This is a genomic window from Lacrimispora sp. (genome assembly GCF_047605665.1).
Classification (GTDB): Bacteria; Bacillota; Clostridia; order Lachnospirales; family Lachnospiraceae; genus Lacrimispora.
Genome location: NZ_JASGFH010000018.1, coordinates 39,696 through 64,287, shown reverse-complemented (window position 1 = coordinate 64,287; position 24,592 = coordinate 39,696). Strand labels below are relative to the sequence as shown.

The following is a 24,592-nucleotide window of genomic DNA, read 5'->3' as shown; positions in this document are numbered from 1 at the left end:
TTTATGAAAATTTTAGCAGTGACAGCGTGTCCGTCCGGAGTTGCCCATACTTATATGTCCGCAGAGGCCATTGTAAAAAAGTGTAAGGACAGGGGCTGGGAAGTGAAAGTGGAAACGCAGGGTTCCATTGGAATCGAAAATGCCATTACAGCGGATGATGTGAAGGATGCTGATGCAGTCATTCTCACAAAGGATATGCCTATTAAGAATGAGGAGCGGTTCCAGGGAAAGCTGATTGCCAGAGTTGGTATCAGCGATGCCATTAAGAAAACAGATGCGATTCTCAACAAGATAGAGACAATGGTTGATAAAAAGTAATCTGGTATAAAGTGGAAGGAGATTTGGAATGAGAAAAATTATTACTTCTCCAGGCAGCTATATCCAGGGAAAAGGCGAATTGAAAAACCTGTCAGAGCATTATAAGAAACTGGGTCAAAAGGGCGCTTATATGATTGTGGATAAGTTTATTTATGAGACTTATCACGATGAAATTGTAAAAAGCTTTGAAGATATACAGATGCCATACCAGATTTCAGTATTTGGAGGAGAGTGTTCGAAAAAAGAAATTGAACACCACGGATCACGTCTGGCGGAATGCGATGTGGTAATAGGTATTGGCGGAGGAAAGACCCTGGATGCTTCAAAGGCGGTTTCCTATTATGCACATATTCCGGTTATGATCGTGCCCACTGCGGCATCTACGGATGCTCCCTGCAGCCGCTTATCAGTAATATATAAGGAAAACGGGGAGTTTGAGTCTTACCTTCCTCTTACCTCCAATCCTGAGATGGTCATTATGGATACGGAAGTTATTGCAAAGGCGCCTGTCCGTTTTCTTGCGGCAGGAATAGGGGATGCCCTTGCAACTTATTATGAGGCGGCGGCCTGCGAAAAAGCAGGAGCAGTATCTATGGCGGGAGGCCATGTAACAAAGGCAGCCATGGCTTTGGCAGAGTTGTGCAGGAATACATTGTTTGAAGAGGGCTTAAAGGCTAAACTTGCGGTGGAAGCCAAAATTTGCACCCAGGCAGTTGAGAATATTGTGGAAGCTAATACTTATTTGAGTGGAATTGGCTTTGAAAGCGGAGGCTTGTCTGCCTCACATGCAGTTCACAACGGACTGACTGTTCTGGAGGAGTGTCATCATATGCTGCACGGGGAGAAAGTGGCATTTGGAACCTTGACACAGATGGTTTTGGAAAATCGGCCTTTGGAAGAACTTCAGAAAGTAATCCGTTTCTGTAAAGAGATTGGACTTCCCACAAATTTTAAAGATCTTGGAATTGATCAGGTGGGAGATGAAAAGTTACTGGCTGCAGCAACAGCCAGTTGCGGGGAAAATGATACCATGGGAAACATGCCTTTTGAAGTGACTCCGGAAGATGTACTGGCGGCTATGAAGGCAGCGGATCGTCTGGGATCAATGTAAAAGCCGATTGTTTTAAAAGACAAGAGTCTGTTTTTTGAATAGGGGAGTATATCAAATAGATAGACACGAAGTCGAATATGTATTGCAGAAGGAGTTATTTAACAACAGAGGTTTTATAAAAGCGACCTATTACTGTAGCCTCATAAAGCCATAGTCCTGCTGAGTTTTGGGACTATGGCTTTTTTACAATTTTTTATTATAAGGGAGTTTTAAGTAAAATCTCCTTTACTTTCTCAAATTTCGGAAAGTTTCAGAGAAATACTCAGTGAAAGTAATAGTATAATATTTATATTTTATAAAAAGAACTTTTAATAAAGTTATAAACTATTTTGGTGCATAATTTTACATCTTCAATTTTTCTCAGTTCTGTGATGATGTTATATCGTCCGTTGAAAAGAAGAATTATATTTTTACCAAAAAAACACAAGCGGCAGTCCATACCGCTTGTGTCCCATTAATATGCATCAATGCCGTTTCTTCACAGCAATGTAGGCTGGCAGACCGGCCAGCGTGATGGCGATACTGCCCAAAGAGAGCATCCGCGCACTTGGGCCGGACATGAATAACTGGCTCACGATCACGTAAATGCCGCTTAAAATGGCAAGCACGGGAATTACAGGATAAAACGGGACCTTGTACTTCCGGTCCAGGTCAGGCTTTGTCCGGCGCAGCTTCATCACGCAGGCAAAGGTCAGGGTGTAGAAAATCCAGCAGGAGAATACCGCCAGATCGGTCAGCATGTCAAATTTACCGCTTAAAGAATAGAGACATGCCAGGAAACCAACGAGAATGATCGAGTTGGCAGGGACCTGATTACCGTTTAACTGAGCCAGGCCCTTACTGAAGGGCAGGGTTTTCTGGAGAGCGAGCAGGTACACCACCCGTGAGCCGGACATCAAAAATCCGTTGGCCGCGCCGAGTACCGAGATGATGATACCGATTTTAATCAGTAGACCACCCGTAGGCCCGAAGACTTGCATTGCCACAGCCGAGGCGGGTGATTCCAGATACATGAGCTGATCGGCAGGCAGTACCCACAGATATGCCATATTGATGACGAAATACACTGCCATGATAATGGATACGCCGCCCACGATTGCCAGCGGCAGATCGCGTCCGGGATTTTTCATCTCGCCTGCTATGGCGCCGACGTTAGTCCAGCCTTCGAACGCAAAGAGCACTGCCAGAAGGGTGGAGCCGAGCACCGCGCCTGCATTTTTCCCTTCCGCCACCATGGGCATGAAAATGGGATTTTCTCCGCTTCCGACAAGAAAGCCGAAGATCATCAGTAAAAACAGCGGGATCAGTTTGCAGACCGTGGAGACAACCTGAATACCCCCCGCGGTTTTGGCGCCCAGTGTGTTCAGCGCCACCAAAACGATGATCACCGCCATCGCCACCGGCAGAGCGTACTGCTTGCCGATGAATTCACTGAGTTCCGAACCGACCTTCACCCCGTATCCGGCGAGGAAGGCAGGATAGAAGATCACCGTCTGCATCCACCCGGCAAGGAAACCAATCTTTTCATTGTATACTTCGCCCAGATATGCCACCATGCCGCCGGTTCGGGGGATCAGCACCGCCACTTCGGCGAAGGTGAGTGCCGCCAGGATGCTGGCGATACCGCCGAAAATCCACGCCAGCATACCCATACCGGGAGCGCCGCCGGTTGCCTGATAGATGGCGTAGGGCTTGAAAAATACGCCCGCACCGATGACACATCCCACCACGATTGACATCGCTGTTGCAACACCCAGATTTTTTTTGAGGCCTTGATTATTGTCCATGGTAATTGTCTGCTCCTTTCGGCGTGGCTCTATGCGGCCCGCCTGCAAATATCTCCATTATAGTGACCGTCTGAATGTTTGTCAATATCTGGATATAGTGTGCAGGATGTGGAAAATACGGCTTATTTACAAGGAACCGGTCAACCCCATAATTTCCATTAATCATGAGTATTAATCCCTTATTCTTATTTTACTCACTGTATTTTAAGACTCATCAACGGCATTTCGCTGCATTTCTTCACTGATGGGCTGCGTCTCTTCTGCGAAACAGAACAATCCCAATTCCAGCCAGTATGATTGTCACAACACACAGTGCCGGCGGCGCGATCATTGGCTGCACTGCTTTCAACGGTGTAATCCAGGAGAAAGGGGAAAAAGCGTAGAGTACTTCGGGAAGCTGTTGCTGCTCCCAGAAGATCTCCATAAGGAGAAACAGAGTGAGCACGCCATAACTGATTCCGCTCATCCATCTTGGCAGCGTACCGAAAAGCAACAGGGCGATACCGCCAATAGTCCAGATTGCCGGAATCATCCCTGCCATTTCAAAGAAAAGCCTGGAAAGTGCTGTGCCATCCCCAGTACCGATTACCGCACCTAAGCCAGCGCAGAATCCAGACATCAGCATAATAGCCGCCGAACCACCGAAGATGTAGACCATATGGCTCTGGACCAGCCTTTCCCGCTGTACTGGCAAAGATAATAATGTTTCGCCTTTTGCTGACTCTTCCCGGCGAAGAATACCTGCCGACATCATCACATAGATAGAGATGAGCATCCCGAAAATATACAACATAAGAGATAAAAACGCCCGGTTTATACCGCCCAGCCGCTCAATCAGACTTGTCAGAGCTTCTGCTGAGCTGACGGCGTTCACCATCAAGTAACTGGCGTAGCCCATGGCGAAGGAAAAGATTCCGTAAAAGCAAAACCATGCGAGAAACAGACTCTTTTGCGTACGCCAGGCAAGACCACTAAGATTACAAAGCCCCGGCTTTGCAAAAGCTCTGCCCGTCCGTTGGGGTACAAGTCCCGCGCCAACATCCCGATGCATCATCAACCACATAGACAGGGCCGCCAGCGCCGCACCCAACACAAGCGGAATCAAAAGCACTATGAAATGCTCTCCGGCAAAAGGCCGTACCAACAACGGCCATTCCAGCGGATTGAAGTAAGCGAGAAGATTTTGTCCGCCGCTCACATTCCACATAATATGCAGGCCAAACAGTGCTCCCAGCAGTCCAAAGGACATCCCCCGTGCCGCCGTGGCACTTACAAAGAACTGCGCGGCTGTTCCTGCCAGAATCCCCAACACAGAGGCAGAAGCAAAGAAGCCCAGGCAGTGGGCCAGTGAACCAATAACCTCCAAACCGAGTGCAACCATTGCAAATATGGTCAGCACCGCCGCGATGGCGTTCGTGATGATCATATTTAAAAATGCCGCCGTCAAGGTTGCAAGGCTGCCGGTAACATTGGCTTCCAGCAGCTCCCGCGTGCCTTGTTCTTCGGACAGCCGGGTGTGGCGAATCATGTGGATCATGCTGAAAATCCCGCCTAACAGCACTAAAAACACTTTGGTACGCCAAGTGATAAATCCGGCCACTGAAATATCCAGCAACGGCCCGTGCATGGCATTTGTCAATGGATCAATGAGACTGACACCCATCTCTGTCAACGCGTTCTGCGTAGGGAACAGCACTAGTGACGATATGGTGTTAATGGCCACCCATACTCCGGGCAGCAGAAGCCAGACAAGTGTGAAGATGCGGTTTTGCCGCAGGTATAGCTTGGTAAGAGAAAGTGTGCCGTGAAAATATTTCTTCACGTTAATCGCCCCCTTTCACAATCCCTCTTGTAGTAGTTCATAAATAATGCTTCCAATGTAGGCGGTTCTTGTTGATGGATGAGTGCTTTCAGTTCTTCCATACTGCATTCTTTGATCATTTTCCCTCCGCGGATGACGCCGATTTGGTCGCAAACGGCTTCCACCTCCGAAAGAATGTGGCTGGAGAGAAATACAGTCTTTCCAGCATCCTGCATCTCCTTGACGCACTGCTGGAATATGCCCTCCATCAGTGGATCAAGACCAGTTGTGGGCTCATCTAGGATAAGCAGCTCCACATCGGATACAAAAGCTGAGATCAGCGCCACTTTCTGGCGGTTGCCTTTGGAGTAGGTCTTGCATTTTTTTGTGGGATCGAGATCGAACCGTTCAATAAACTGCATCCGGCGCTCCCTGGAGTAGTTACCCCGCATCCGGCCGAGAAAATCGATGACCTCACCGCCGGTCATGTTATCCCAGAGCTGTACATCGCTGGGCACATAAGCCAAACGTTTGTGCAGTTCCACCGCATCCCGCCAAGGGTCGCCGCCAAGCAGTTTTACCTGTCCGTCGTTCTTTTTCAGCAAGCCAAGCAAAATACGGATGGTAGTGGATTTTCCTGCACCGTTGGGGCCGATAAAGCCGTAAATACTGCCCTGGGGTACGGAAAGATCAAGGCCATTCAGGGCGGAGGTCTTGCCAAACTGCTTGATTAAGCCATGTATTTCGATAGCGGACATATCATTTCCCTCCTTTACTGTTTATAGAAACATTTGCGCAGCACGTCCAGATACTCGTCAAAGTCAGCATTGAGGGCCTCAATGTCGATGTCTGCCACCTTTTTCTCTCCGATTAATTCGAGTGAACGGTTGCCGTAGTTCTCCAGCGCCCAGGAGATGAGGTCTCGAATTTTGTTGGCCGGTACGTCCTGCCGGAACAGAGATGTATCTAAATTGCCCAGCAGACATTCGTAGCCATAACTTATCATTTTTTCAAGCAGCTCTTTCAGATCGGCAGCGATTTCGGGTGACTTTTCCACGGTCAGCCGCTTGATAAACTCGAACATCGGGGGGTGACGCTGATAAACCGCTCCCTTAAGCATGGCGGCCCGGCGATAACGAATGAGCAGGTCGCCGCTGCAATAGCCAATCTGCTCGTAAAATTCCCTGCTGACAACCTCAAATACATAGTCACAAAGGAAGAAGAACAAATCTTTCTTGCTCACAAAGTAGTGGAACAGAGCTCCTTTTGAGATGCCTGCCGCCTTTACCATTTCGTTGGTGGAAGCCAGATCATAACCTTTTGCAGCAAATTCCAGCAGGGCCGAATTTATGATAATGTCCCGCTTTTCTTCTTTTAGTCCAATAAAGTTTTCGTGCATCGTTACCACGCTCCTTATATAAATTGACCGGATTGGTCGGTAATATCAATATAACACAACCGACCAGGCTGGTCAATATCCAGCTTCTGGCAATTACAAAAAATTGATGGAGTAATCACAAGTCAAATATTTCTCATATTTTAGAATTGCCATTTCAGAATATAAATTTAAAAATATCTATTATATCAGGGCGCCAGAAATCCTATAATCCTAATGAATAAAAGAAAAATACTCCCCACTGGTCCGTTGATTGATCTGTTAATCGCTGATTTTTAAACATTTTGTTGAAATAAACAAAGAATTAAAAAGCTTAATGCAAATATTTGGAACGTATAAAGGGGAATATTGAAAACAATGTAAAAATAGGGTATAATTAGGAAAAATTCAAAAGGAGGAAAGTCTATGTATAATATACTGATTGGCGGTGCTGCCGGACAGGGCATTGACACCACGGTCGCAATTCTGGAAAAGCTGCTGAAGCATTCCGGCTACTATATTTACACCACCAGAGATTTCATGTCCCGCGTGCGCGGTGGGCACAATTTTTCCCTGCTTCGTTTTGGTACCGAGGAAATAACGTCCCACAGCGATGTTTTGGATGGGATCATTGCCTTAAATGAGGAAACCATTGATTTGCATAAGCATAAACTGACGTCCGAAGGATTTATATTATGTGACAGCAGCTTTGCCTATCCGGATGAGGATTCCAGAGTCATTAAGCTGCCTATGAATAAAATAGCCAAAGAACTGGGGAACGTGAATGCTTCCGGCAGCGTGGCAGCAGGCGCGGTATTGAAGCTCTTTGGCGAGCCATTTACATATGCAGGAGAAGTCATGGCCGGTGTCATGAAGAAAGAAATCCTGGAGGTCAATACAAAAGCGGCTGAAGCAGGCTACACATTCGTTGAAGCGAAATTTAAGCATCTGGATGGCGAATATAAGGATTATATGCTCATTTCAGGCAGCAAGGCCCTGGGACTTGGGGCGGTAGCCGGAGGGCTTAAGTTTTACTCCGCTTATCCCATGTCTCCTTCTACGGCTGTTCTGGAATATCTGGCTTCGGTGGGACATGAGGCAGGGATCGTGGTGGAGCAGGCAGAAGATGAGATCGCCGCAGTCAACATGGCATTAGGGGCTTCCTATGCAGGAGCCAGAGCCATGACCGGGACCAGCGGAGGCGGTTTCTGCTTAAAAGTGGAGGCGCTGGGATTTTCCGGTATTGCGGAGATTCCGCTGGTGGCCGTGGATGTGCAGAGGCCCGGTCCGGCAACCGGTCTTCCCACAAGAACAGAGCAAAGTGATTTAAAGTTCGTCATTTCTGCATCACAGGGAGAATTTCCCAGGCTGGTCATAGCCTTGAGAAATCATGAGGATGCTTTTTACCAGACTTTCCGGGCGCTTAATCTGGCGGAAAAATACCAGATTCCTGTCATACTGCTCAGTGATCAGTATCTTGGCGATACGACGGCCAGTGTGAAGCCCTTTGACACCTCCGGTCTGGAGCTGATCACCCATGCCAGGGAAGCGGAAGGTGAGTATCTGCGTTACCGGATAACAGAAGACGGTATTTCTCCCAGACTTATTCCGGGGCTGACCAGCCATCTTGTGGCTGCTGACAGTGATGAGCATGATGAAAGAGGCTGGATAACGGAATCGGCAGAGGTCAGGAATCAAATGGTGGATAAGAGGATGAGAAAATTAAAAGGGCTTATCCAGGAGCTGTCAGAGCCGGAGTTTATGGGAGAAGAGCAGTGTGAAACTCTCCTCCTGGGCTGGGGTTCTACTTATGGTCCTATCAAAGAAGCCGTATCCCTTCTGAATAAAGCTGGAAATGGAAGCTATGGGGCTTTGGTTTTCGGAGACATTTACCCCCTTCCTCAGGAAAAACTGAAAACTTATGCAAAGGGCAGGACCTTAATTAATGTAGAACAAAACGCCACAGGCCAGCTTGCTTCCCTTATAAGGGAGCAGACAGGCATAGAATGCCACAAAAGTATTTTGAAGTATGACGGCAGACAGATATCCGGAGAAGAAATTGTAAAGCATGTGCTGGAAGGAGGTTCCAAGTAGATGGATAAATTCACAACTTATGAAACAGCCTGGTGTCCGGGGTGCGGAAATTTCTCCATATTAAACAGCCTGAAAACGGCGTTGGAGGAGCTGGGCATAGAGCCTAATGAAGTGCTGATGGTAGCAGGAATCGGCCAGGCAGCAAAAACACCTCAGTATTTAAGCGCCAACAGCTTCTGCGGGCTCCATGGAAGAGCCCTTCCGGCTGCGATTGCCGCAAAAATAGCCAATGAAAAGCTCACGGTTATAGTAAATTCCGGAGACGGAGATTCTTACGGCGAAGGAGGCAACCACTTTATTCACAACATAAGAAGGAATGTCAATATCGCACATTTTGTTCATGACAATCAGATATACGGCCTGACCAAGGGACAGGCATCACCCACCAGCGGGGAAGGATTTGTCACGGGAGTTCAGACCGACGGCAATATAAATACGCCCTTAAATCCGGTGCTCCTGGCCATTGCTTCGGGAGCGGGATTTGTTGCCAGAGGATTCAGCGGTGATTCAAAGCAGTTGGTGAGCATCATGAAGGAGGCCATCCTTTATCCGGGATATGCATTTGTGGATATCCTGCAGCCCTGTATCAGCTTCAACAAAGTCAATACCTTTGCCTACTATAAGAATATGGCAGCGCCTCTCGGAGACGATTATGACCCCACAAATAAGCTGGAAGCCATTAAAATGTCAATGGAGGTCAGCGAAAAAATCCCCACCGGCATCCTTTACCGGGAAGAAAAACAGGAGTTTCACCGAAAAAACAGGCTTTTAAAAGACGGACAGCCTCTGATAGAACAAAAAACAGAGGAAAGCGTGCTTAAGGACCTAATTAACAGCTTTATATAGTTACATAGAGGGAGCTTGCTGCATTATTTTCCATAACTGTAATATAATGTAATAAAAATTCCTGGATAGAGCCAATGTTCTATAACGGTAATGGGAGAAGAATCAGCTCCTGCAATGAAGATGACGGTTTTACAGAAAGGTATTTGAATCCGTCTGATATCTATATCATCAGAGGATATCAGATAGAAGTATTTATAAAAAATTTAAATTCTCCGATTGGGATGGTCTTTAATGAAAACGGGGAGGTCCTGGTGGCTGACTCCGGTCTGGCTACCGGAAATCCCCGTATATTGCAGTTGATCAACGGCCAGTTTGAAACCGTCGCAGAAGATTTTGTTACTCCCATATCAGGGATTAATTATTTAAACGGCGTGATCTATGTATCCCACAGAGGATTTATCACAAAGATATACAGGAATGGTACAAGGCAGAATATCATTATGGGACTGCCCAGCAACGGCGACAACTACAACAGTCCGGTCACTTTTTCTCCGGATAATAAAATGTATTTTGGGCAGGGAACGGTGACTAACAGCGGTGTCGTTGGAAATGACAACAAGTGGGTAACCGTTTCCCCGCTTCTATGTGATTACACAGGAGATTACATCATGCTTCATGGGCAAAACTTCGCAACAAACAATATGCTGTCAGAGGGCTTGCGGGATGATATCGCCTTGACGGGGGCTTTTTCTCCTTATGGCATTCCCAATATAGAGTACGAGATCAGAAAACGGTATATCAAGGCATCAGGAAGCATTCTCAGGGCAAATCTGGACGGCTCCAATTTAGAACAGGTTGCATGGGGATTTAGAAATCCTGCTTACTTAAAGTTTGACTCCAGCGGCCAGTTATATGTGGCCAATAACGGCTATCAGGCGGTGGGAAGCAGGCCTATTGAGAATGCCACGGATGATTTTTTTTATATCACACCAAATTTATGGTATGGCTGGCCGGATTACTCCGGAGGCGAACCCGTGAATTCACCGCGCTTTACGCCCAGCGGGGGTGTACAGCCTTCTCTTCTCTTTAAAAATCAGCCCAATATTCCCCCAAGGCCCTTTGTGATGTTTCCGCCCAACTCCTCTATCAGGGGATTTGACTTTAACTATAATTCCCAATTCGGTCCCTATGGGGATGTGTATATCGCTGAATATGGCAGCACCATACACAGCCAGGTCGGCGATACCATATCTTATGCGAATGCAGGACACAGAATATCCAAAATTGATATGAAATCCAGGACCATCAGCACGTTTGCCATCAATCGAACGGGTTTTCCGTCCTCTTTGTCAAACGGAGGAGGTCTTGAGAGACTGGCTCATCTGTTATTCGGCCCGGACGGAGCAATGTATATCGTAGATATCGGACTGAATGTTCAGGGGGACCCGGATGCATTTATTCCTAATACGGGTGTTATCTGGAGAGTGACCAGGACGGCTTCGTGAAAAACAGTATTTTTCATTTTTAAAAAGTGTATGGTAATACCTTTGATAAGTCCGTTTGTTCCTCAAGTTATAAGCCGCTATACCATAAGCTTATTTCATGTGTGTTAAATAAACAGCCCCTGCAACTGTACTAATTTCTTTTTTTGTGATATGCTTTGAACGAGTATAACGGTACTGGTATAGAGGGCGTAAAATATAGTCATATGTGAAGTCTGCTTTATCAATCACAGACCTTCCCGCTATACTTTGGTATATGATGAAGACCATCACGAATAATTAAAAATCAAATTATGATGACCAGAAAATCCAGATAAAAAGGCGGAGTGTTAAGTACGTGAGAGGTATTTTGATGCTCTTATTTAGTACGATGAAAATGTTTACACCGGTAGACATTTACATAAAAGGGTCGTCGTTCTATAATGGTAAAAAGGCAAATAGGGCCGGATTGAATTGTATTAATTTGCCTGAAGGTGAGATGAGAGAATATGAAAAAATGGATGAATCCATTTGAGAGCCAGGAAAAAACCTATTTGCAGCTTGCATCTGATAACTGCAAAGCGATAGGAGAATATAATGAAAAAATTCTGTCTGTATTGACGCGGCTGGGCGGGATGCTGATGCTGCTTCCGGTGTTACTGGTGCCTTTTCGCACCCCTAAGACCGTTGCAGTTCCAGTCTATTTGCTGGCAGCCTCACTCTACTTTGTGATATTTTTACTGTTCAGGCTGCCTGTTATGAAAAAATACACCCTTTGGGGGCTATATATTGGCTTTTCTGCTTTCTTCCTGTCCGCCGTTTACTTAAGCGTGATTCACTCGCCCCATATGCGTGCAACCGTTCTGTTGTGCGCATTTTGTATCGTGCCGATCAGTTTCATCGATCGTCCTGTTTACATCAACCTGTTTGTAACTTTCTGGTTTGTGCTGCATACACTTTTTGCGTTTTACTTAAAGCCGCAGCATGCCCTTAGCGACACCATCAATAGCTTGGGTTTTGCTATTCTTGGGTGTGTTCTTGGCAATATCATGGTATGGGTTCGCTTGGAAAGCTATGAAGCACGCCGTCTGCTGACCATTGAAAAAGAGACGGATGTGCTGACCGGTTTATTTAACCGCCGTAAATTATTTGAAACTCTGGCGGTTCTGGAAACAGAGGATGCAAAAAAGCCATCCGGGGTCCTTATGGTGGATATTGATCACTACAAGAACTTCAATGACATATATGGTCATACTGTCGGTGACATATGCTTAAGCCGCGTCGGTGAAACTATGATGAAATTCATGCAGAATTTTCGGCTGCACTTTTATCGCTATGGCGGTGAGGAATTCGTGGCCATGGCTTATGGATATAACGAGCAGGAGTTGCTCGCTATTGCGGAAAGTCTGAGAATCGCTGTGCAGAGCATGGATATAGACGGATGCCAGATTACGGTCAGCATCGGCGTAGCGTACTGCGGTGACGAAGCCATTCTCAACTATGAAAAAGTCATTGACAGGGCGGATCAGGCCGCCTATACGGCAAAACGCACGGGACGAAACAGAGTGTGCAGAGCAGAGGGACAGGCATAGCTGAAACGGTTTAAAAGTATGGGCCTGAGAAGAAGCAGGCAAAAAGCCGGTAAAGTCACTTTGCAGGTATGTCGAAATGATAATATAACAAGAAATTCTCTTATATTGATATTGATTTATATCAGCGGATTACCTGTTTATTTTATTGAGAAAAGAGGATTAAAAAAGATATGATGGAGGTTCCTATGAAAATCGGATTGATACAGATGCCAGTCACGAGTGAAAAAGAAAAGAACCTTTCATATGCGGCGGAGAGCATTTGCGAATGCACCGGACAGGGCGCAAAGCTGGTCATACTTCCTGAAATGTTTATGTGCCCTTATACCAATGAGGCTTTTCCTGTTTATGCGGAACAGGCAGGGGAAGAGACGTGGAAAATGCTGTCTGACGCAGCGAAGAATAACAGTGTATTTCTTGTCGGCGGAAGTATGCCGGAAAGAGATGGAAACCGGATATTCAATACTTCATTTGTATTTGACCCGGCTGGAAATGAAATAGCAAGGCACAGAAAGATCCATCTTTTTGACATTGATGTCAAAGGCGGACAGTGCTTTAAAGAATCTGATGTGTTTTCGGCAGGAAACAGCATCACGGTATTTGATGCTCTCGGCACTAAAATAGGGCTTTGCCTCTGTTTTGACATGCGGTTTCCTGAACTGAGCAGGATTATGGCATTAAATGATGTGCAGATAATCATTGCCCCCGCTGCTTTTAATATGACAACGGGCCCCGCCCATTGGGAACTTTTATTCCGCCAGAGAGCAGTTGATAACCAACTGTATACGATTGGCGTGGCGCCTGCCAGGGATGAAAACGGTCCATACATTTCATATGGAAATTCCATTGTGGCATCACCGTGGGGAGACATTGTCTACCGTGCTGACGAAAAACCGGCAACCGCTGTAATCGATATTGACCTGGAAATGAACAAAAGTATCCGAAGCCAATTACCGCTTTTGAGCGCCAGAAGAACGGATTTATACAGAGTGGAGAAAATATAGAAAATAGCGTCAAAGACAGAGTACATCATTTGGATTTAGATTAGGAGGAAAACTATGCCGTTAACAATACAGGACATCCAACTTGCCCGAACCCGTATTACCCCTTATATCATTCAGACTCCGCTTCTCCGGCTGCAGAATCTGGACGCATATCTTGGCTGTAAAGTATATGCGAAAGCAGAATGCATGCAGGTTACCGGCGCATATAAGCTGCGCGGGGCAATGAATAAAATATTAATGATGACAGAGAAAGAATTATCATGCGGAGTTCTTGCAGCGTCTTCCGGAAACCACGGGCGGGCACTTGCATACGTAGCAAAGATGCTCGGCATCAAGGCAGCCATTGTCATGCCTGACACCTCACCGGAAATAAAGTCAAATGCCATTCGCGCCCTTGGTGCAGAAGTGGTATTTTGTGAAACTTCAGAGCGGTTTCGTGTTGCCGAACGCCTCCAAAAGGAAACAGGAGCCGTCATGATTCCTCCGTTTAATGATGATAATATCATGGCAGGTCAGGGAACGGTTGGTCTGGAGATATTGGAGCAGTGTCCTCAATTAAATACTGTGATTGTCCCGGTGAGCGGCGGAGGTCTGATTGGCGGCGTTTCCACTGCAATTAAGGCTCTTTCACCCAGCACGAAGGTCTATGGTGCGGAGCCGGCAGTTTTACCGAAATACAGCCGTAGCCTTGAAGCGGGAGAACCTGTTACAGTACCTCAGCAAACAACCATTGCAGATGCTCTCGTTGCGCAGATTCCCGGCAAAATCTGCTTTCCTTATGTTCAGGCAAATACCGACGGTTTTGCCGCAGTGGAAGAGGAATATATCCTCAAGGGAATGAAACTTTTGCTCACGGAAGGAAAGCTGCTGGCAGAGCCGTCTTCCTGTATCGGCATCGGCGCAGTATTGCAGGGGCTTATCCCTGTAAAAGAGACGGACGAGGTGTGCTTTGTCATATCTGGCGGGAACGTTGGGCTGGAACAATTAAAAATGTTGGAGAAAATTATAGTATAAAAGCATTTTTTAATTAAAATTTTCCAGGAATGATCAGATACAACACTCTTTATACTTTTAGCAGACATCTGCCGATCCGGTGATAGAAATGCTGGTTGTCGGCTGTGCTGCATTGAGATAGGAGAAAAAGGGAAATAGAAAAATGATAAGCGGAAACGGAGATATCAGTTTCTGCTAAAAAGCTGCCAAGACTAAACTTCTCAGTACGCTGAGGTTTTTAGTCTTGGTGGCTTTTATTTTTGAAAAATTAGACATCGAAAAATAAACGTTGCCATGTTATAATCAATACAAATATTTTATAAAGAGTATGGATTGATATATTATTCAAAAGAACGCAGTAATAGATAATAAGATATTTATTTGAAATATAGATTAAAGTTAAAAGATTTATAGAAATTATGAAAATATTATTTTTATATTTATTAAAGGGGGCATTGATATTTATGGTGATTAAAGAAGTATTAAGCAAACTTGGGTTTAAAATGGATGAGTTTTCAATCTGTACGCCTTTTTTTGAAGCCACACTCAAACAGAATGATGCTTCAAAGATTGCTTCATGGATGCTGTTCATTGAGTTATCTACAAGAGTTTCGACCCAACCACTACATGATATGCAGGGGTGTGAACATACAGCATTAGAAAGTATTTACAAATTATTCGATATTACAAGAAATATATTGAAAGAATATGGGCGTGAGGCGGAGAGCTTTTCAATGTTATCGATTTGTATGCTTAATCTTTGTCTCAGGCCATTTACTTCAAGATGGCATCGAATTTTTTGTGATGAGGTTTTAAGCGATCACGATAAAGAAGTTTTCAGGTATGAGCTAAAAGAGTTACAAGTTAAGCTGTTAGCTTTTACTGCTCTTTTACTTCAAATGTCAGAAGTGAGTGATTTTTCAAACATCAGAATAAACGAACTTGATCGGTATTTAGATATATAATAAAAAATATATTACAATTTAAAGGGGGAACAGTTTTGGATAATAATCAATGGAAAGAGAGTGAAATATATAGACTTAATATAGACAGGAAGCAATTATTATCAGAATCTATATGCATTTTATTTGAAAGGCTTGCGGTTTATTTATTTATAAATCAAACAGAGGCATGTGAAGACGAAGACATTGTCAATGAAATTATACGGAAGGCTGGAGATGATGAAAATCCCAAGAGTTCTCAAGCTTTTAAGAAATATATTAAAGTAGAAAAGGGGGTTAATACCAGCGTTTCCTTTTCTTGTGATGAGTATCAAATATATTATCTTTCAAGCTGGATTACAAGAAAGCTCTGCAATATTGCCAATAAGGTTAGTGAAGATTCCTTTGATACTTTTTTCGAGAATAATTTTTCTAAGGCCAAGCTATTGTATAAAAATCTTTGGTGTCTGCAAAAATTTGCAAAGCAAATGAAAGATTACTCCATAGATATTCAGCGGTTCAAATCAGCAATTTTTGAATATATGAATAGCCTTGTCACTAATAGATATTTTTATTGTTCGGATCAGGCAGTATTTGACTTATCAAAGGAAACGATTTTTGTAAATATGTGGGGTATTATTAAGTCGTATTATTATTGTCAGAATCCCATTAGCACTGTCAATAAGCATGTGTTCTCGAAGCTGATAAAAGACTTTTTTAACGGCATTTACGGAAAACCGGAGTCTCTTTCACCAGGCATAAATCTTGCGTTTATGGATTTCTCTGAAACAGATTTATCCGAGATAACATTTTACAATACAGACTTTACTCAAACAAATTTTTACAACGCTAATTTGGATGACGTAACCTTTGACGGATTAAGGCTGGTAAACGCAAACTTTGAGTCTGCTTTCATGGAAGTTTCAGGTATATATGACTGCGATTGTTCAGGGGCATCCTTTAAAGGAACACATTTGTTATCCTCAGTTATTGATGAATCAAATTTTTGCGGAGTTGATTTTCGTGGAACGAATTTGATGGAGTGTGACATAAAGAATACTCATCTTATAAATGTAAGATTTGATGATAATACCGCTTTAAATTCATCAGTATTTATCAATAGCACTCTATCTCAAATCGATTTAACTGGAATATCAATTTCACAGGAGCAAATGAAATATTTCTGGGAAAACACAAAGGGTGTCAGGAATATAAATGTTTATGGTGATGAGTTCAGGATATTACCTGAAGAGGAGCAGCAAGTCAAACTTTATGACATGTTGGTTGAATCCCTTGATAATTATCTTATTCAAAATGAATTTCCCCCAAACCCAATTGATGTTTTTATTTCACATGCTACATTAGAAAAACTGGAAGTAGCAATGCCGGTCTATGAATTTCTAAAAAGTAACGGGTATTCTTGCTGGATAGATAATTTTAAAGTAGAAGAAGATAAATTAAGAATTTCAATAGAGGCTGGAATACAGAATTGCCAATCAGCTATTATCGTTTTATCAGATATTTACAAAACCAGGGCATGGACAAAATATGAATTATTGAGAATAATTCAAGAGTCACAAAAAAGAAAAATCAATGTTATCGTTATTGCATATCATCTTGCCGATATAAAAGATTGCCCAGAGGAATTCAAAAAACTGATAGTTCAAGATACGATAGAAGATAAATTCTGGGATCAGTTATTAAATCTGCTTGAAATTGAGGAAATAAAATGCTAAAACGGCTTTTGATCATCATTACAGTCACCATAGCCGGTGTGCTGGTACTGTTGCTGTCCATACTCTGGGACAAGGCACATGCCCCAGAGGCCGGACTGACCGCAAAACAGGGAAGAATAGATGCTTCTGCCTGGGATATAGAGCATGAGCCTGTCATCCGCCTGGATGGAGAATGGGAATTTTACTGGAATAAGCTGCTCACGCCGGAAGATTTTCAGTCTGAAAATGCTGAACAACCCTCTGCCTATATGCAGGTTCCTTCCCTATGGAGTAAAAGTGCATCTCAGGGAACGACTTTTCCTGTTTTTGGCTGCGCAACCTACCGTCTGGTGATGGAAAATGTCCCGTCTCAGAGAAGTCTGGCTCTGAAAAAGGTCAATGCACGTTTTTCCAGCCGGGTATATGTCAACGGGAAGCAGATTCTTATTGACGGCATTCCCGCACTGCAGGAAGAAGATTACCGCTCCGGCAATACGCCGAAGCTGGCTTTTTTTGAAAGTGACAGCGGAAGAATCGAAATTATAATCCAGGTAGCCAATTATGAATACCTCAATTCAGGCATTCCATCTTCCCCTGAACTTGGGCGGGAGGATATCATGCTGAGGCAGCACCAGCGTCAGAATCTGACAGTGCTTTTGATTTTTGCAGCGCTCTGTACGATTGTCCTCTTATACATGACTTTCTTTATCATTACCTGGGACGGTGCACTGAAAAATCCCGTACTCCCGCTCTTTTCCCTGTTCTGTCTTTTGCTGGCGTGGGGAAACGGGATGTCTGATCAGCGGTCTTTGCTGCTTCTTTTACCGGAGGTCCCCTTTACTTTTGCATTTAAGCTCAAGGATTTTTGTCTTTCCGCAGATTTTATCGTAATGATTTGGATATTCCGTAAGTTCAGGAGCAGTTTGCTGTCGCAGCGCTTTGCCAGGCTGGTTTCACTGGTCTATATCAGCTATCTGATGATGATTCTGGTATTGCCCCTTCATGTGTATTACAAAATCCATGTATATGTGATGGCATTTAACACAGTTATTTTGCTGGTGCTTTTGGTTCGGGCCGTTCATTTATATGTCCGGAATGCGGAGGGCTTTTTACTGTTTGTAGCCCTGTTGTCGGTCAATCTGTATTCTGCCGATACGATTTTGTTTTCTTTGGGAATCAAGATAAGGTCCGGCTTTATGCAGGTGTTTATCCTGATTTTCACCGCAGTCATGATTGCCTATTTATCCATGGAGTACCGCAATACCGTTGAGCGCCTGCGCCATTCCATGAAGCAGGCCCAGGATGCTGAAATCGCTTTTTTGCGGGCTCAGATCAAGCCCCATTTTCTCTATAATTCCCTCAGCGTTATCGCAGTACAGACAACGCAGGAGCCTCAAAAGGCCAAGAGCCTGCTCTATGATCTGACCGATTATCTGCGGGGCAGTTTTCATTTTGAAGCACATGACGGCATGATTCCCCTGTCCGGAGAAATGAATACGGTAAAAGCCTATCTCTCCATAGAAAAGGCCCGGTTTGGGGACTTGCTGGAGGTGGAGTATTACATAGAGGAAGGGCTGGACACCATGGTGCCTCTTTTAAGCATCCAGCCGATTGTGGAAAATGCCGTCCGTCACGGCATCTTTAAGCGGGCGGAGGGCGGCAGGCTCAAGGTGCAGATATTCAGGGAAAGTGATTTCGTCGTGATCCGGGTGGAGGACAACGGCGTTGGAATTCCAAAGGAGCTTTTAGAAGGAATCCGCCGGGGAGACAGCCCTGCTGCCGGAGTAGGATTAAAAAATATACGGAGCAGGCTTGAACGTTACAAAGGTTCCCGGCTGAAAATCGAAAGTACGGAGGGCGTCGGAACGGTGGTGACTCTCGAAATTCCATACAGGGAGGTATTGCATGAAGACAATTTTAGTGGATGATGAGGTGCTCTTGGTGCGCGAGATGGAAAGGCTGCTTGCAGACTATCCCGACTTGGAGATTGTGGGCAGCTATACCGACCCTATGAAAGCATTAAAAGAAATAGAATCAACACAGCCTGAGCTGGCCTTTTTGGATATAGAAATGCGTACTTTAAACGGACTTGAGCTTGCGGAACGGCTGCTGCAGCAAAATCCGGATTTAAACGTGCTGTTCGTTACGGCCTATGATCAGTACGCTGTGGAAGCGTTTGAGATCAATGCTGTTGACTATATTTTAAAGCCTGTCCGCCCTGAGCGGCTTCAAAAGACTATGGAACGGATACGGCGCAAACAGGGAATCCCTCAGGAGCCGGAGACTCTCCGAATACAGTTTTTTGGGAAATTCGGTATTTATGCGGGGAAAGAAGCTGTCAAGTGGAGCCGCAGCAAGCCGAGGGAGCTGCTGGCTTATTTTCTCGCAAATGAAGGCATTTGGCTGGATAAGTTTAAAATCTGCGATGATCTTTGGCCGGAAAACAGCCCCAGCCAGGCATTGCGCAATTTGCAGACGGCTGTCTGGGCCATTCGCAAGAGTCTGCGTGAATATGGGATTTTGGCGGCATCCATTGCCTATGCAAATGACAGCTATATCCTCAATTTAAAGGATTCGCAGTGGGATATAAGGCGGTATGACCAGGCGTTTGGACAATTTATGGAAAACGGCAGCTCTGCCGCAGGCAGTGAGGCAGCAGCCCTGTATACGGAAGATTATCTGGCGTATGAGGACTGGAACTGGGCAAGGGAGAAAAGAGCCGTCTACGCGATGAAACAGCAGCGATTACAGGAGCGGTTATCTGGGGCGGAGAGAAGTGCCGCAGAGTAAAACAGAACAAGGGAATCGGATTAAAATTTGCTGAAAAGGCTGATTTTAGTCCGGTTTTTTTGTTTTGCGCTGATGTGTTGAGAATTCGTTGAGAGGAAATTGCTATAATGATAATTGAAATGTTGTCGGAAAGGGCAGAAATAGAAAGGATTCACGGATTGATTTAAAACCCTGTTTCAAGGAGGTGATGGATACGGATTTCATATTTAAAGAGAATCATTACAGATTATTGTTTGAAAACAGCATGGATGCCATGTTGATTACGACAGTGTCCGGTGAAGTTTGCAGGGCGAATCCGGAAGCCTGCAAATTATTTGAAAAAACCGAAGAAGAATTATGCCGGGGCGGCCGTGCCGCCATCGTAGATTTGGGTGATCCGAAGGTAGCGCTTGCAATGAGAAAAAGAAACAGACTAGGCTCAACAAGAGAGGTGCTGACATTCATAAAAAGCGATGGCAGTAAATTTCTGGCGGAATGCACGTCCACAATCTTTCAGGACGAAGAAGGACTCGTTTTTGTCTCAATGACCTTCCGGGATATTACTTTCTACAAGCGCAGCATGGAAAATCTCATGAGAAGCAATGAAGAAATCATTTTTCTCGCGACTTTTGATTATCTGACGGGGGCCTTTAACCGGGGCAGTTTTATTCAGAAGTTAAAAATCGAGATAGAGCGCACGCAGTTTGGAAATACCACAATGTCCCTGCTTTTGATTGATATAGATTACTTTAAACATATCAATGACCGGCACGGGCATCTTGGCGGGGATATTGTTCTCAAGCATTTTACGGAACGCATACAGTCCAGACTGCGTTCCCATGATTTTTTAGGAAGGCTTGGGGGAGATGAGTTTGTCGTATGCCTTGCAGATACGGTATTATCAGAGGCAGCAGGCATTGCTGAAAAGATGAGAACAGATGTGGAGGAGTTGAATATTTATTATAATTCCACTCTGATCAAGATCACAATCAGCATTGGCGTTGCCCAATATAAAGCAGAAATGGGCGCGGATACAGATGCCTTTATTTCCAAAGCGGATGAATATCTGTATCGGGCAAAAGAGAACCGGAACTGTGTTGTAAGCGGAGAATAACGGGTATCGATATTGGGTTATGTTTTTCAGAATGAAAAACATGGCCTTTTTATTTTTTAAATGAAAACAAATGGCTCAAATGGGAACGCAATCATAGAATGCAGGCTTTAAATGAATGGCATACTAAAAATAAAAGGAGGCAGATTATGAGCAGAGATAATTCGAAAAAAAGTACAAAGAATCATAAAAAAGAAGATGGTAAATTCCATTCAAAGCATATTAATCACAACCCGCAGGCAGAAAGTGCCAGGGCTGTATTCGGGTTAAAGGCAGATAATTCCAAGGATAAAGAAGCTTAGGATTTTGGTTTGTAAAAAGGCAAATATGAGATTTAACGGGTTTACAGATGATTTGCAAGGAGGTTCCCATATGTCCAATTATACCGGTGTAGTTAAATGGTTTGACAACGAAAGAGGCTACGGATTTATCTCAGCCAATGAAGGTCAGGATGTCTTCGTCCATCATTCCCAGGTCAAGGAAAAAACGCATAATAAAGATTTGCACGAGGGCCAGTCTGTCAATTTTGATGTCAGGGAAGATGATAAAGGTTTATCCGCTTTTAATGTTCAAAAAATGTAGTTTAAACAGGAAAGGAGTTGTCTTATGAACAAAATTCATTATGATATATCAGGCATAAACAATTCAGAGGTTAAAACTCAATTGAAAAATGCATTAGATAAAATAGACGGAATTTCTACAGTCAATATCGATGCAGCAAGAGGTTCCATTGAAGTAGGATACAATGAATCAACGGACGAAAATTCGATTAAATCCTGTATTGAAAATGTTGGCTGTAATATAATCAGTTAATCTGCTATAAAAAATACAGCACCCGGAAGCAGACAGTTTGTACTATAAGAGTAGGAAAATTTTCCTACTCTTATTTTTTATCATCATAAGTTTAAAAGGTCCTGTTTTAATTTATCAGCATTGGCCTTTTTTATCAATAGAACAAAAAGAAACAGGGCTTTCCGTTTCTTCGATTTCAGCAGACATAGTTACATACTCACTGATATCAAAGGTTTTTTCTCCGTTTTCTAATATAAAAAACGGTATTCCGATTCTTCCGGATTCCTTAACTTCCTGGAACATGGTGTCGTTATCCCGATAAGCTAAAAATTCCTTTAAAGTGGCTGTGTCATTGGTGATGTTCCTGTACTCCAATTCAATATCATGAAGTGCCGTTAAGCTCTTTTTAGCCTTAACGCAATCAGGACAAATTTCCGCTCCATACATGGTTACTTTCATATTTACCCCTCATTCCGCATCCTTAGACTGTGCTCAATATTTTTTGATACCACTTTTATTATAGACTCACTTCTTTATGAAGTCAATCTGCGCCCCATTCTATTTCCTGTCAGAAAATATTAATGAATTCGCTCTTCCTTTAATTCATTTTTATGCTATCATTAATTTATTCTATATATTTTTACAGGGGTGGAAGAATGGATAAAAAGAGCGGAGTGAAGTTAAGCAAATTGCGTTTCCTGTATTATGGGCTGATGGTTTTACTGAGCTGTCTTGCACTGTGGCTTTGTTTCAGTGAAGGAAAACGGCTGCATTTTGTAGAGATGGAAATTATGCCGTCAGCGCAGAAGTTTATCATTAATGTTGAAGCGGATGGCGGAAATGTTCAGGTTTTTGCTGCGGAAGATGACGTTTATGTAAGAGTCAGTTATGTGGAAAAATTGGAAGATCAGCGGATGAGACTGACAGTAGAGGGAAATATCAGGGAAAAAGCACCGGGCAGCGGGCCGGTTCACCTTCTGCTCCTTGGTTTTGACCATAAAGAAGAATGGAACTGGGAAATATTAAGCGGGGTAGGGCTCTCTTCCATTGAACCCGGAAAAGTGGAGATGGTAAATGTCCGTTCATACGCTTATGTCATTATTATATTTGAGATACTGTTTCTTTTCCTGCCCCTTAAAAATAACAGAAAAAAGAGAAGCTATGCAAGAGAAAAGCTATTGGAATTAGTGGAGGAGGCAGAGAATCAGGCAGCATTTGAAGCAGGAAAGCGTTGGTTTTTGATTCATGACAGGAGGCGGTACTGGAATCGGTGCCTGGAGTTGTTTTTGATCTGTGGACTGGGTATTTACTTTCTTCAGGAATATATATATCAATGGGTTTTTCTGGATTCAACGGACGGAATAGGACTTATTCTCACGTTGGTACTGGCGATTATGAGTTTACGATATAGTCTGGAATTTTATTGGACAAAAAAGTATATGGCGGTGCTTTTAAAAGAGAATCGGCCCCTTACCGCTGCTTTTGCCTTTTTGACGGAGGCAGCATACGGTTTTTATTGGCGCCGGTCTTATTATAAGAATCAGATACACAATGCTGCCGTCGGACTTGCCAGGGCTGGAAGACATGTTCAGGCGCTGGAGCTGGCAGATTATGACTGGAAGGGTGTTCGGGAAAAGAAGCTGCTGCAACTGGTTCACAGCGGTCTGATTCAGGTTTGTTTTGAGCAGATGGGAAGAGAGGAAGATGCCGAAGCGGAATTTGTGTACCAGAAGCAGTTCATAAAAAAGCATCCCTTATTAAAAAAGGTAGGGGAAGCGGGGCTTTTGCTGACTGAAATCAGGAATGCCTATGTGACCCGGAAATTTGGACAGGCGGAAGCCTATGTGAATGTATATTGTGAACGTTATCCAGATGCCTATCATCGCATTGGGGTCATGCTCATTGAAATGAGAGTCTATGAACAGGCTGGCGAAATGGAGAAGGCAAAAGATGTCTGCGATTCTCTGCTATCGTACAGCCCTGAAAATGCGCCGGTCAGGGATGCGATGAGATATGGAGTCTGTACTTACAGGGAATCTCCGGATTTTCTTAAAGATAAGATGGGGTTTGGGATTCGTATGGTTATAACCGGCATGGCTGTCATTTACGCAGTGCTGGGAGGCATGATGTTGCTGTGGACGTCTCATTTGAGAGCAGGTGAAACAGGTGTATATGAGGAGACAAAAGCTGAAAACCCCATGCCGCAGATAAATGGTACAAAGAAGGCAGAAGATGAAACCGTGAGTACAGAGCAGCCCGAAACAGGGCAGGAGCCGGCGCTTCAGACACCAGCCTCTAAAGCCCCAGGTTTTGAAGTGGATTTGCCAAAGGATTGGAACGATCTGGCAGTCAGAAAAGAGTTCGAGGGAGGATGCAGCTACCATCAGAAAAAATCGTATGATCTGATGGGGGATGGAGTTTTGTTCTATATTCAGTCGTATTCCGACGGCAGCTATGTGAATCTGCCGGATTATGAAGTATGGGGGTATGATGGCCCCTATGTATATGCGGCGTCACGGCCTACTGATGTGGCATTTTATACGGAAGACAGCGCCATAATGGAGGAATACCGGAAAATGGAAAGCGAAATCAGCCAAATCAGGGAGACTTTCCGGATTCAGTCTGATACGGCAAAATATGACGGATATGAATTTGTATTTCCCAACAGCAGCAACAGCCTTCTTAAAGAGCCGGATTTATGGAATCTTTCGGCCAGCCATCTTCGGGTTGCAAGAAACGAGATTTATGCAAGACACGGCAGGCGTTTTCACGATGAGGAATTACAGAGATATTTTAATCAATGCAGTTGGTATGAAGGGACTATTGATCCGGAAGATTTTGATGAACGTATGCTGAGTGAAATAGAGCAGTCCAATATCCGCTTGATTCAGGAACAGCAGCAAAATATGGAGTGAGAATTAGGAG

General features: G+C 44.1%; 22 protein-coding genes. 17 read left to right on the top strand and 5 right to left on the bottom strand.

Annotated features, from left to right (window positions below):
- Positions 1-3: 3 nt before the first annotated feature.
- Complete coding sequence (locus tag QM657_RS14840) at positions 4-318, top strand: PTS fructose-like transporter subunit IIB (protein ID WP_415067481.1); 315 nt, start codon at positions 4-6, stop codon at positions 316-318.
- A gap of 28 nt (positions 319-346) precedes the next feature.
- Positions 347-1,429 carry a glycerol dehydrogenase gene (locus tag QM657_RS14835; RefSeq protein WP_415067480.1) on the top strand — a complete coding sequence of 361 codons (1,083 nt, stop codon included), beginning with the start codon at positions 347-349 and terminating at the stop codon, positions 1,427-1,429.
- Positions 1,430-1,893: 464 nt separating this feature from the next.
- Here QM657_RS14835 and QM657_RS14830 read toward each other — a convergent pair whose 3' ends face one another.
- The 4 genes from QM657_RS14830 to QM657_RS14815 form a co-directional block, all read right to left on the bottom strand.
- Positions 1,894-3,216: an APC family permease gene (locus tag QM657_RS14830; protein WP_415067479.1), complete on the bottom strand. Its 1,323-nt coding sequence runs from the start codon at positions 3,214-3,216 to the stop codon at positions 1,894-1,896.
- Positions 3,217-3,454: 238 nt separating this feature from the next.
- Positions 3,455-5,038, bottom strand: a complete 1,584-nt coding sequence (locus QM657_RS14825; protein ID WP_415067478.1) for an ABC transporter permease — start codon at positions 5,036-5,038, stop codon at positions 3,455-3,457.
- The gene (locus tag QM657_RS14820; protein ID WP_415067477.1) at positions 5,035-5,775 is read right to left on the bottom strand and encodes an ABC transporter ATP-binding protein; all 741 of its coding nucleotides are present in this window, start codon (positions 5,773-5,775) and stop codon (positions 5,035-5,037) included. Before QM657_RS14820 ends, QM657_RS14825 begins: the two co-directional genes overlap by 4 nt.
- A gap of 14 nt (positions 5,776-5,789) precedes the next feature.
- On the bottom strand, positions 5,790-6,416 hold the full coding sequence (locus QM657_RS14815; protein WP_415067476.1) for a TetR/AcrR family transcriptional regulator: 627 nt from the start codon (positions 6,414-6,416) through the stop codon (positions 5,790-5,792).
- 402 nt (positions 6,417-6,818) lie between these two features.
- Between QM657_RS14815 and QM657_RS14810 the strand changes: the two genes are divergently transcribed.
- The 14 genes from QM657_RS14810 (at position 6,819) to QM657_RS14745 (ending at position 21,688) form a co-directional block, all read left to right on the top strand.
- Positions 6,819-8,486, top strand: coding sequence for a 2-oxoacid:acceptor oxidoreductase subunit alpha (locus QM657_RS14810; protein WP_415067475.1), 1,668 nt, complete (start codon positions 6,819-6,821; stop codon positions 8,484-8,486).
- A complete protein-coding gene (locus tag QM657_RS14805; protein WP_415067474.1) occupies positions 8,487-9,332 on the top strand; it encodes a 2-oxoacid:ferredoxin oxidoreductase subunit beta in 846 nt (281 codons plus the stop codon).
- A 74-nt stretch (positions 9,333-9,406) separates the two neighbouring features.
- Positions 9,407-10,777, top strand: coding sequence for a PQQ-dependent sugar dehydrogenase (locus QM657_RS14800; RefSeq protein WP_415067473.1), 1,371 nt, complete (start codon positions 9,407-9,409; stop codon positions 10,775-10,777).
- A 485-nt stretch (positions 10,778-11,262) separates the two neighbouring features.
- The gene (locus QM657_RS14795; protein ID WP_415067472.1) at positions 11,263-12,345 is read left to right on the top strand and encodes a GGDEF domain-containing protein; all 1,083 of its coding nucleotides are present in this window, start codon (positions 11,263-11,265) and stop codon (positions 12,343-12,345) included.
- 185 nt (positions 12,346-12,530) lie between these two features.
- Positions 12,531-13,346, top strand: a complete 816-nt coding sequence (locus QM657_RS14790; RefSeq protein ID WP_415067471.1) for a carbon-nitrogen hydrolase family protein — start codon at positions 12,531-12,533, stop codon at positions 13,344-13,346.
- A gap of 54 nt (positions 13,347-13,400) precedes the next feature.
- Positions 13,401-14,360: a threonine ammonia-lyase gene (locus QM657_RS14785; RefSeq protein ID WP_415067470.1), complete on the top strand. Its 960-nt coding sequence runs from the start codon at positions 13,401-13,403 to the stop codon at positions 14,358-14,360.
- A gap of 443 nt (positions 14,361-14,803) precedes the next feature.
- A complete protein-coding gene (locus QM657_RS14780) occupies positions 14,804-15,304 on the top strand; it encodes a hypothetical protein (protein WP_415067469.1) in 501 nt (166 codons plus the stop codon).
- 35 nt (positions 15,305-15,339) lie between these two features.
- The gene (locus tag QM657_RS14775) at positions 15,340-17,016 is read left to right on the top strand and encodes a toll/interleukin-1 receptor domain-containing protein (RefSeq protein WP_415067468.1); all 1,677 of its coding nucleotides are present in this window, start codon (positions 15,340-15,342) and stop codon (positions 17,014-17,016) included.
- Entirely contained in the window at positions 17,010-18,923 is a 1,914-nt protein-coding gene (locus tag QM657_RS14770; protein ID WP_415067467.1) for a sensor histidine kinase, read from the top strand. Before QM657_RS14775 ends, QM657_RS14770 begins: the two co-directional genes overlap by 7 nt.
- A complete protein-coding gene (locus QM657_RS14765; RefSeq protein WP_415067466.1) occupies positions 18,901-19,785 on the top strand; it encodes a response regulator in 885 nt (294 codons plus the stop codon). The genes QM657_RS14770 and QM657_RS14765 overlap by 23 nt, the downstream gene beginning before the upstream one ends.
- A gap of 187 nt (positions 19,786-19,972) precedes the next feature.
- Positions 19,973-20,878: a diguanylate cyclase gene (locus tag QM657_RS14760; RefSeq protein WP_415067465.1), complete on the top strand. Its 906-nt coding sequence runs from the start codon at positions 19,973-19,975 to the stop codon at positions 20,876-20,878.
- Between the two features lie 146 nt (positions 20,879-21,024).
- Positions 21,025-21,177, top strand: a complete 153-nt coding sequence (locus QM657_RS14755) for a CPC_1213 family protein (protein ID WP_415067464.1) — start codon at positions 21,025-21,027, stop codon at positions 21,175-21,177.
- 70 nt (positions 21,178-21,247) lie between these two features.
- On the top strand, positions 21,248-21,457 hold the full coding sequence (locus tag QM657_RS14750) for a cold-shock protein (protein WP_415067463.1): 210 nt from the start codon (positions 21,248-21,250) through the stop codon (positions 21,455-21,457).
- A gap of 24 nt (positions 21,458-21,481) precedes the next feature.
- Entirely contained in the window at positions 21,482-21,688 is a 207-nt protein-coding gene (locus tag QM657_RS14745) for a heavy-metal-associated domain-containing protein (protein WP_415067462.1), read from the top strand.
- Positions 21,689-21,802: 114 nt separating this feature from the next.
- Here the strand turns inward: QM657_RS14745 and QM657_RS14740 are convergent, their stop codons facing one another.
- Entirely contained in the window at positions 21,803-22,126 is a 324-nt protein-coding gene (locus QM657_RS14740) for a glutaredoxin domain-containing protein (RefSeq protein WP_415067461.1), read from the bottom strand.
- 197 nt (positions 22,127-22,323) lie between these two features.
- On the opposite strand from QM657_RS14740, the gene QM657_RS14735 reads away from it, so the two are divergent.
- Positions 22,324-24,582, top strand: a complete 2,259-nt coding sequence (locus QM657_RS14735) for a YARHG domain-containing protein (protein WP_415067460.1) — start codon at positions 22,324-22,326, stop codon at positions 24,580-24,582.
- Positions 24,583-24,592 lie beyond the last annotated feature (10 nt).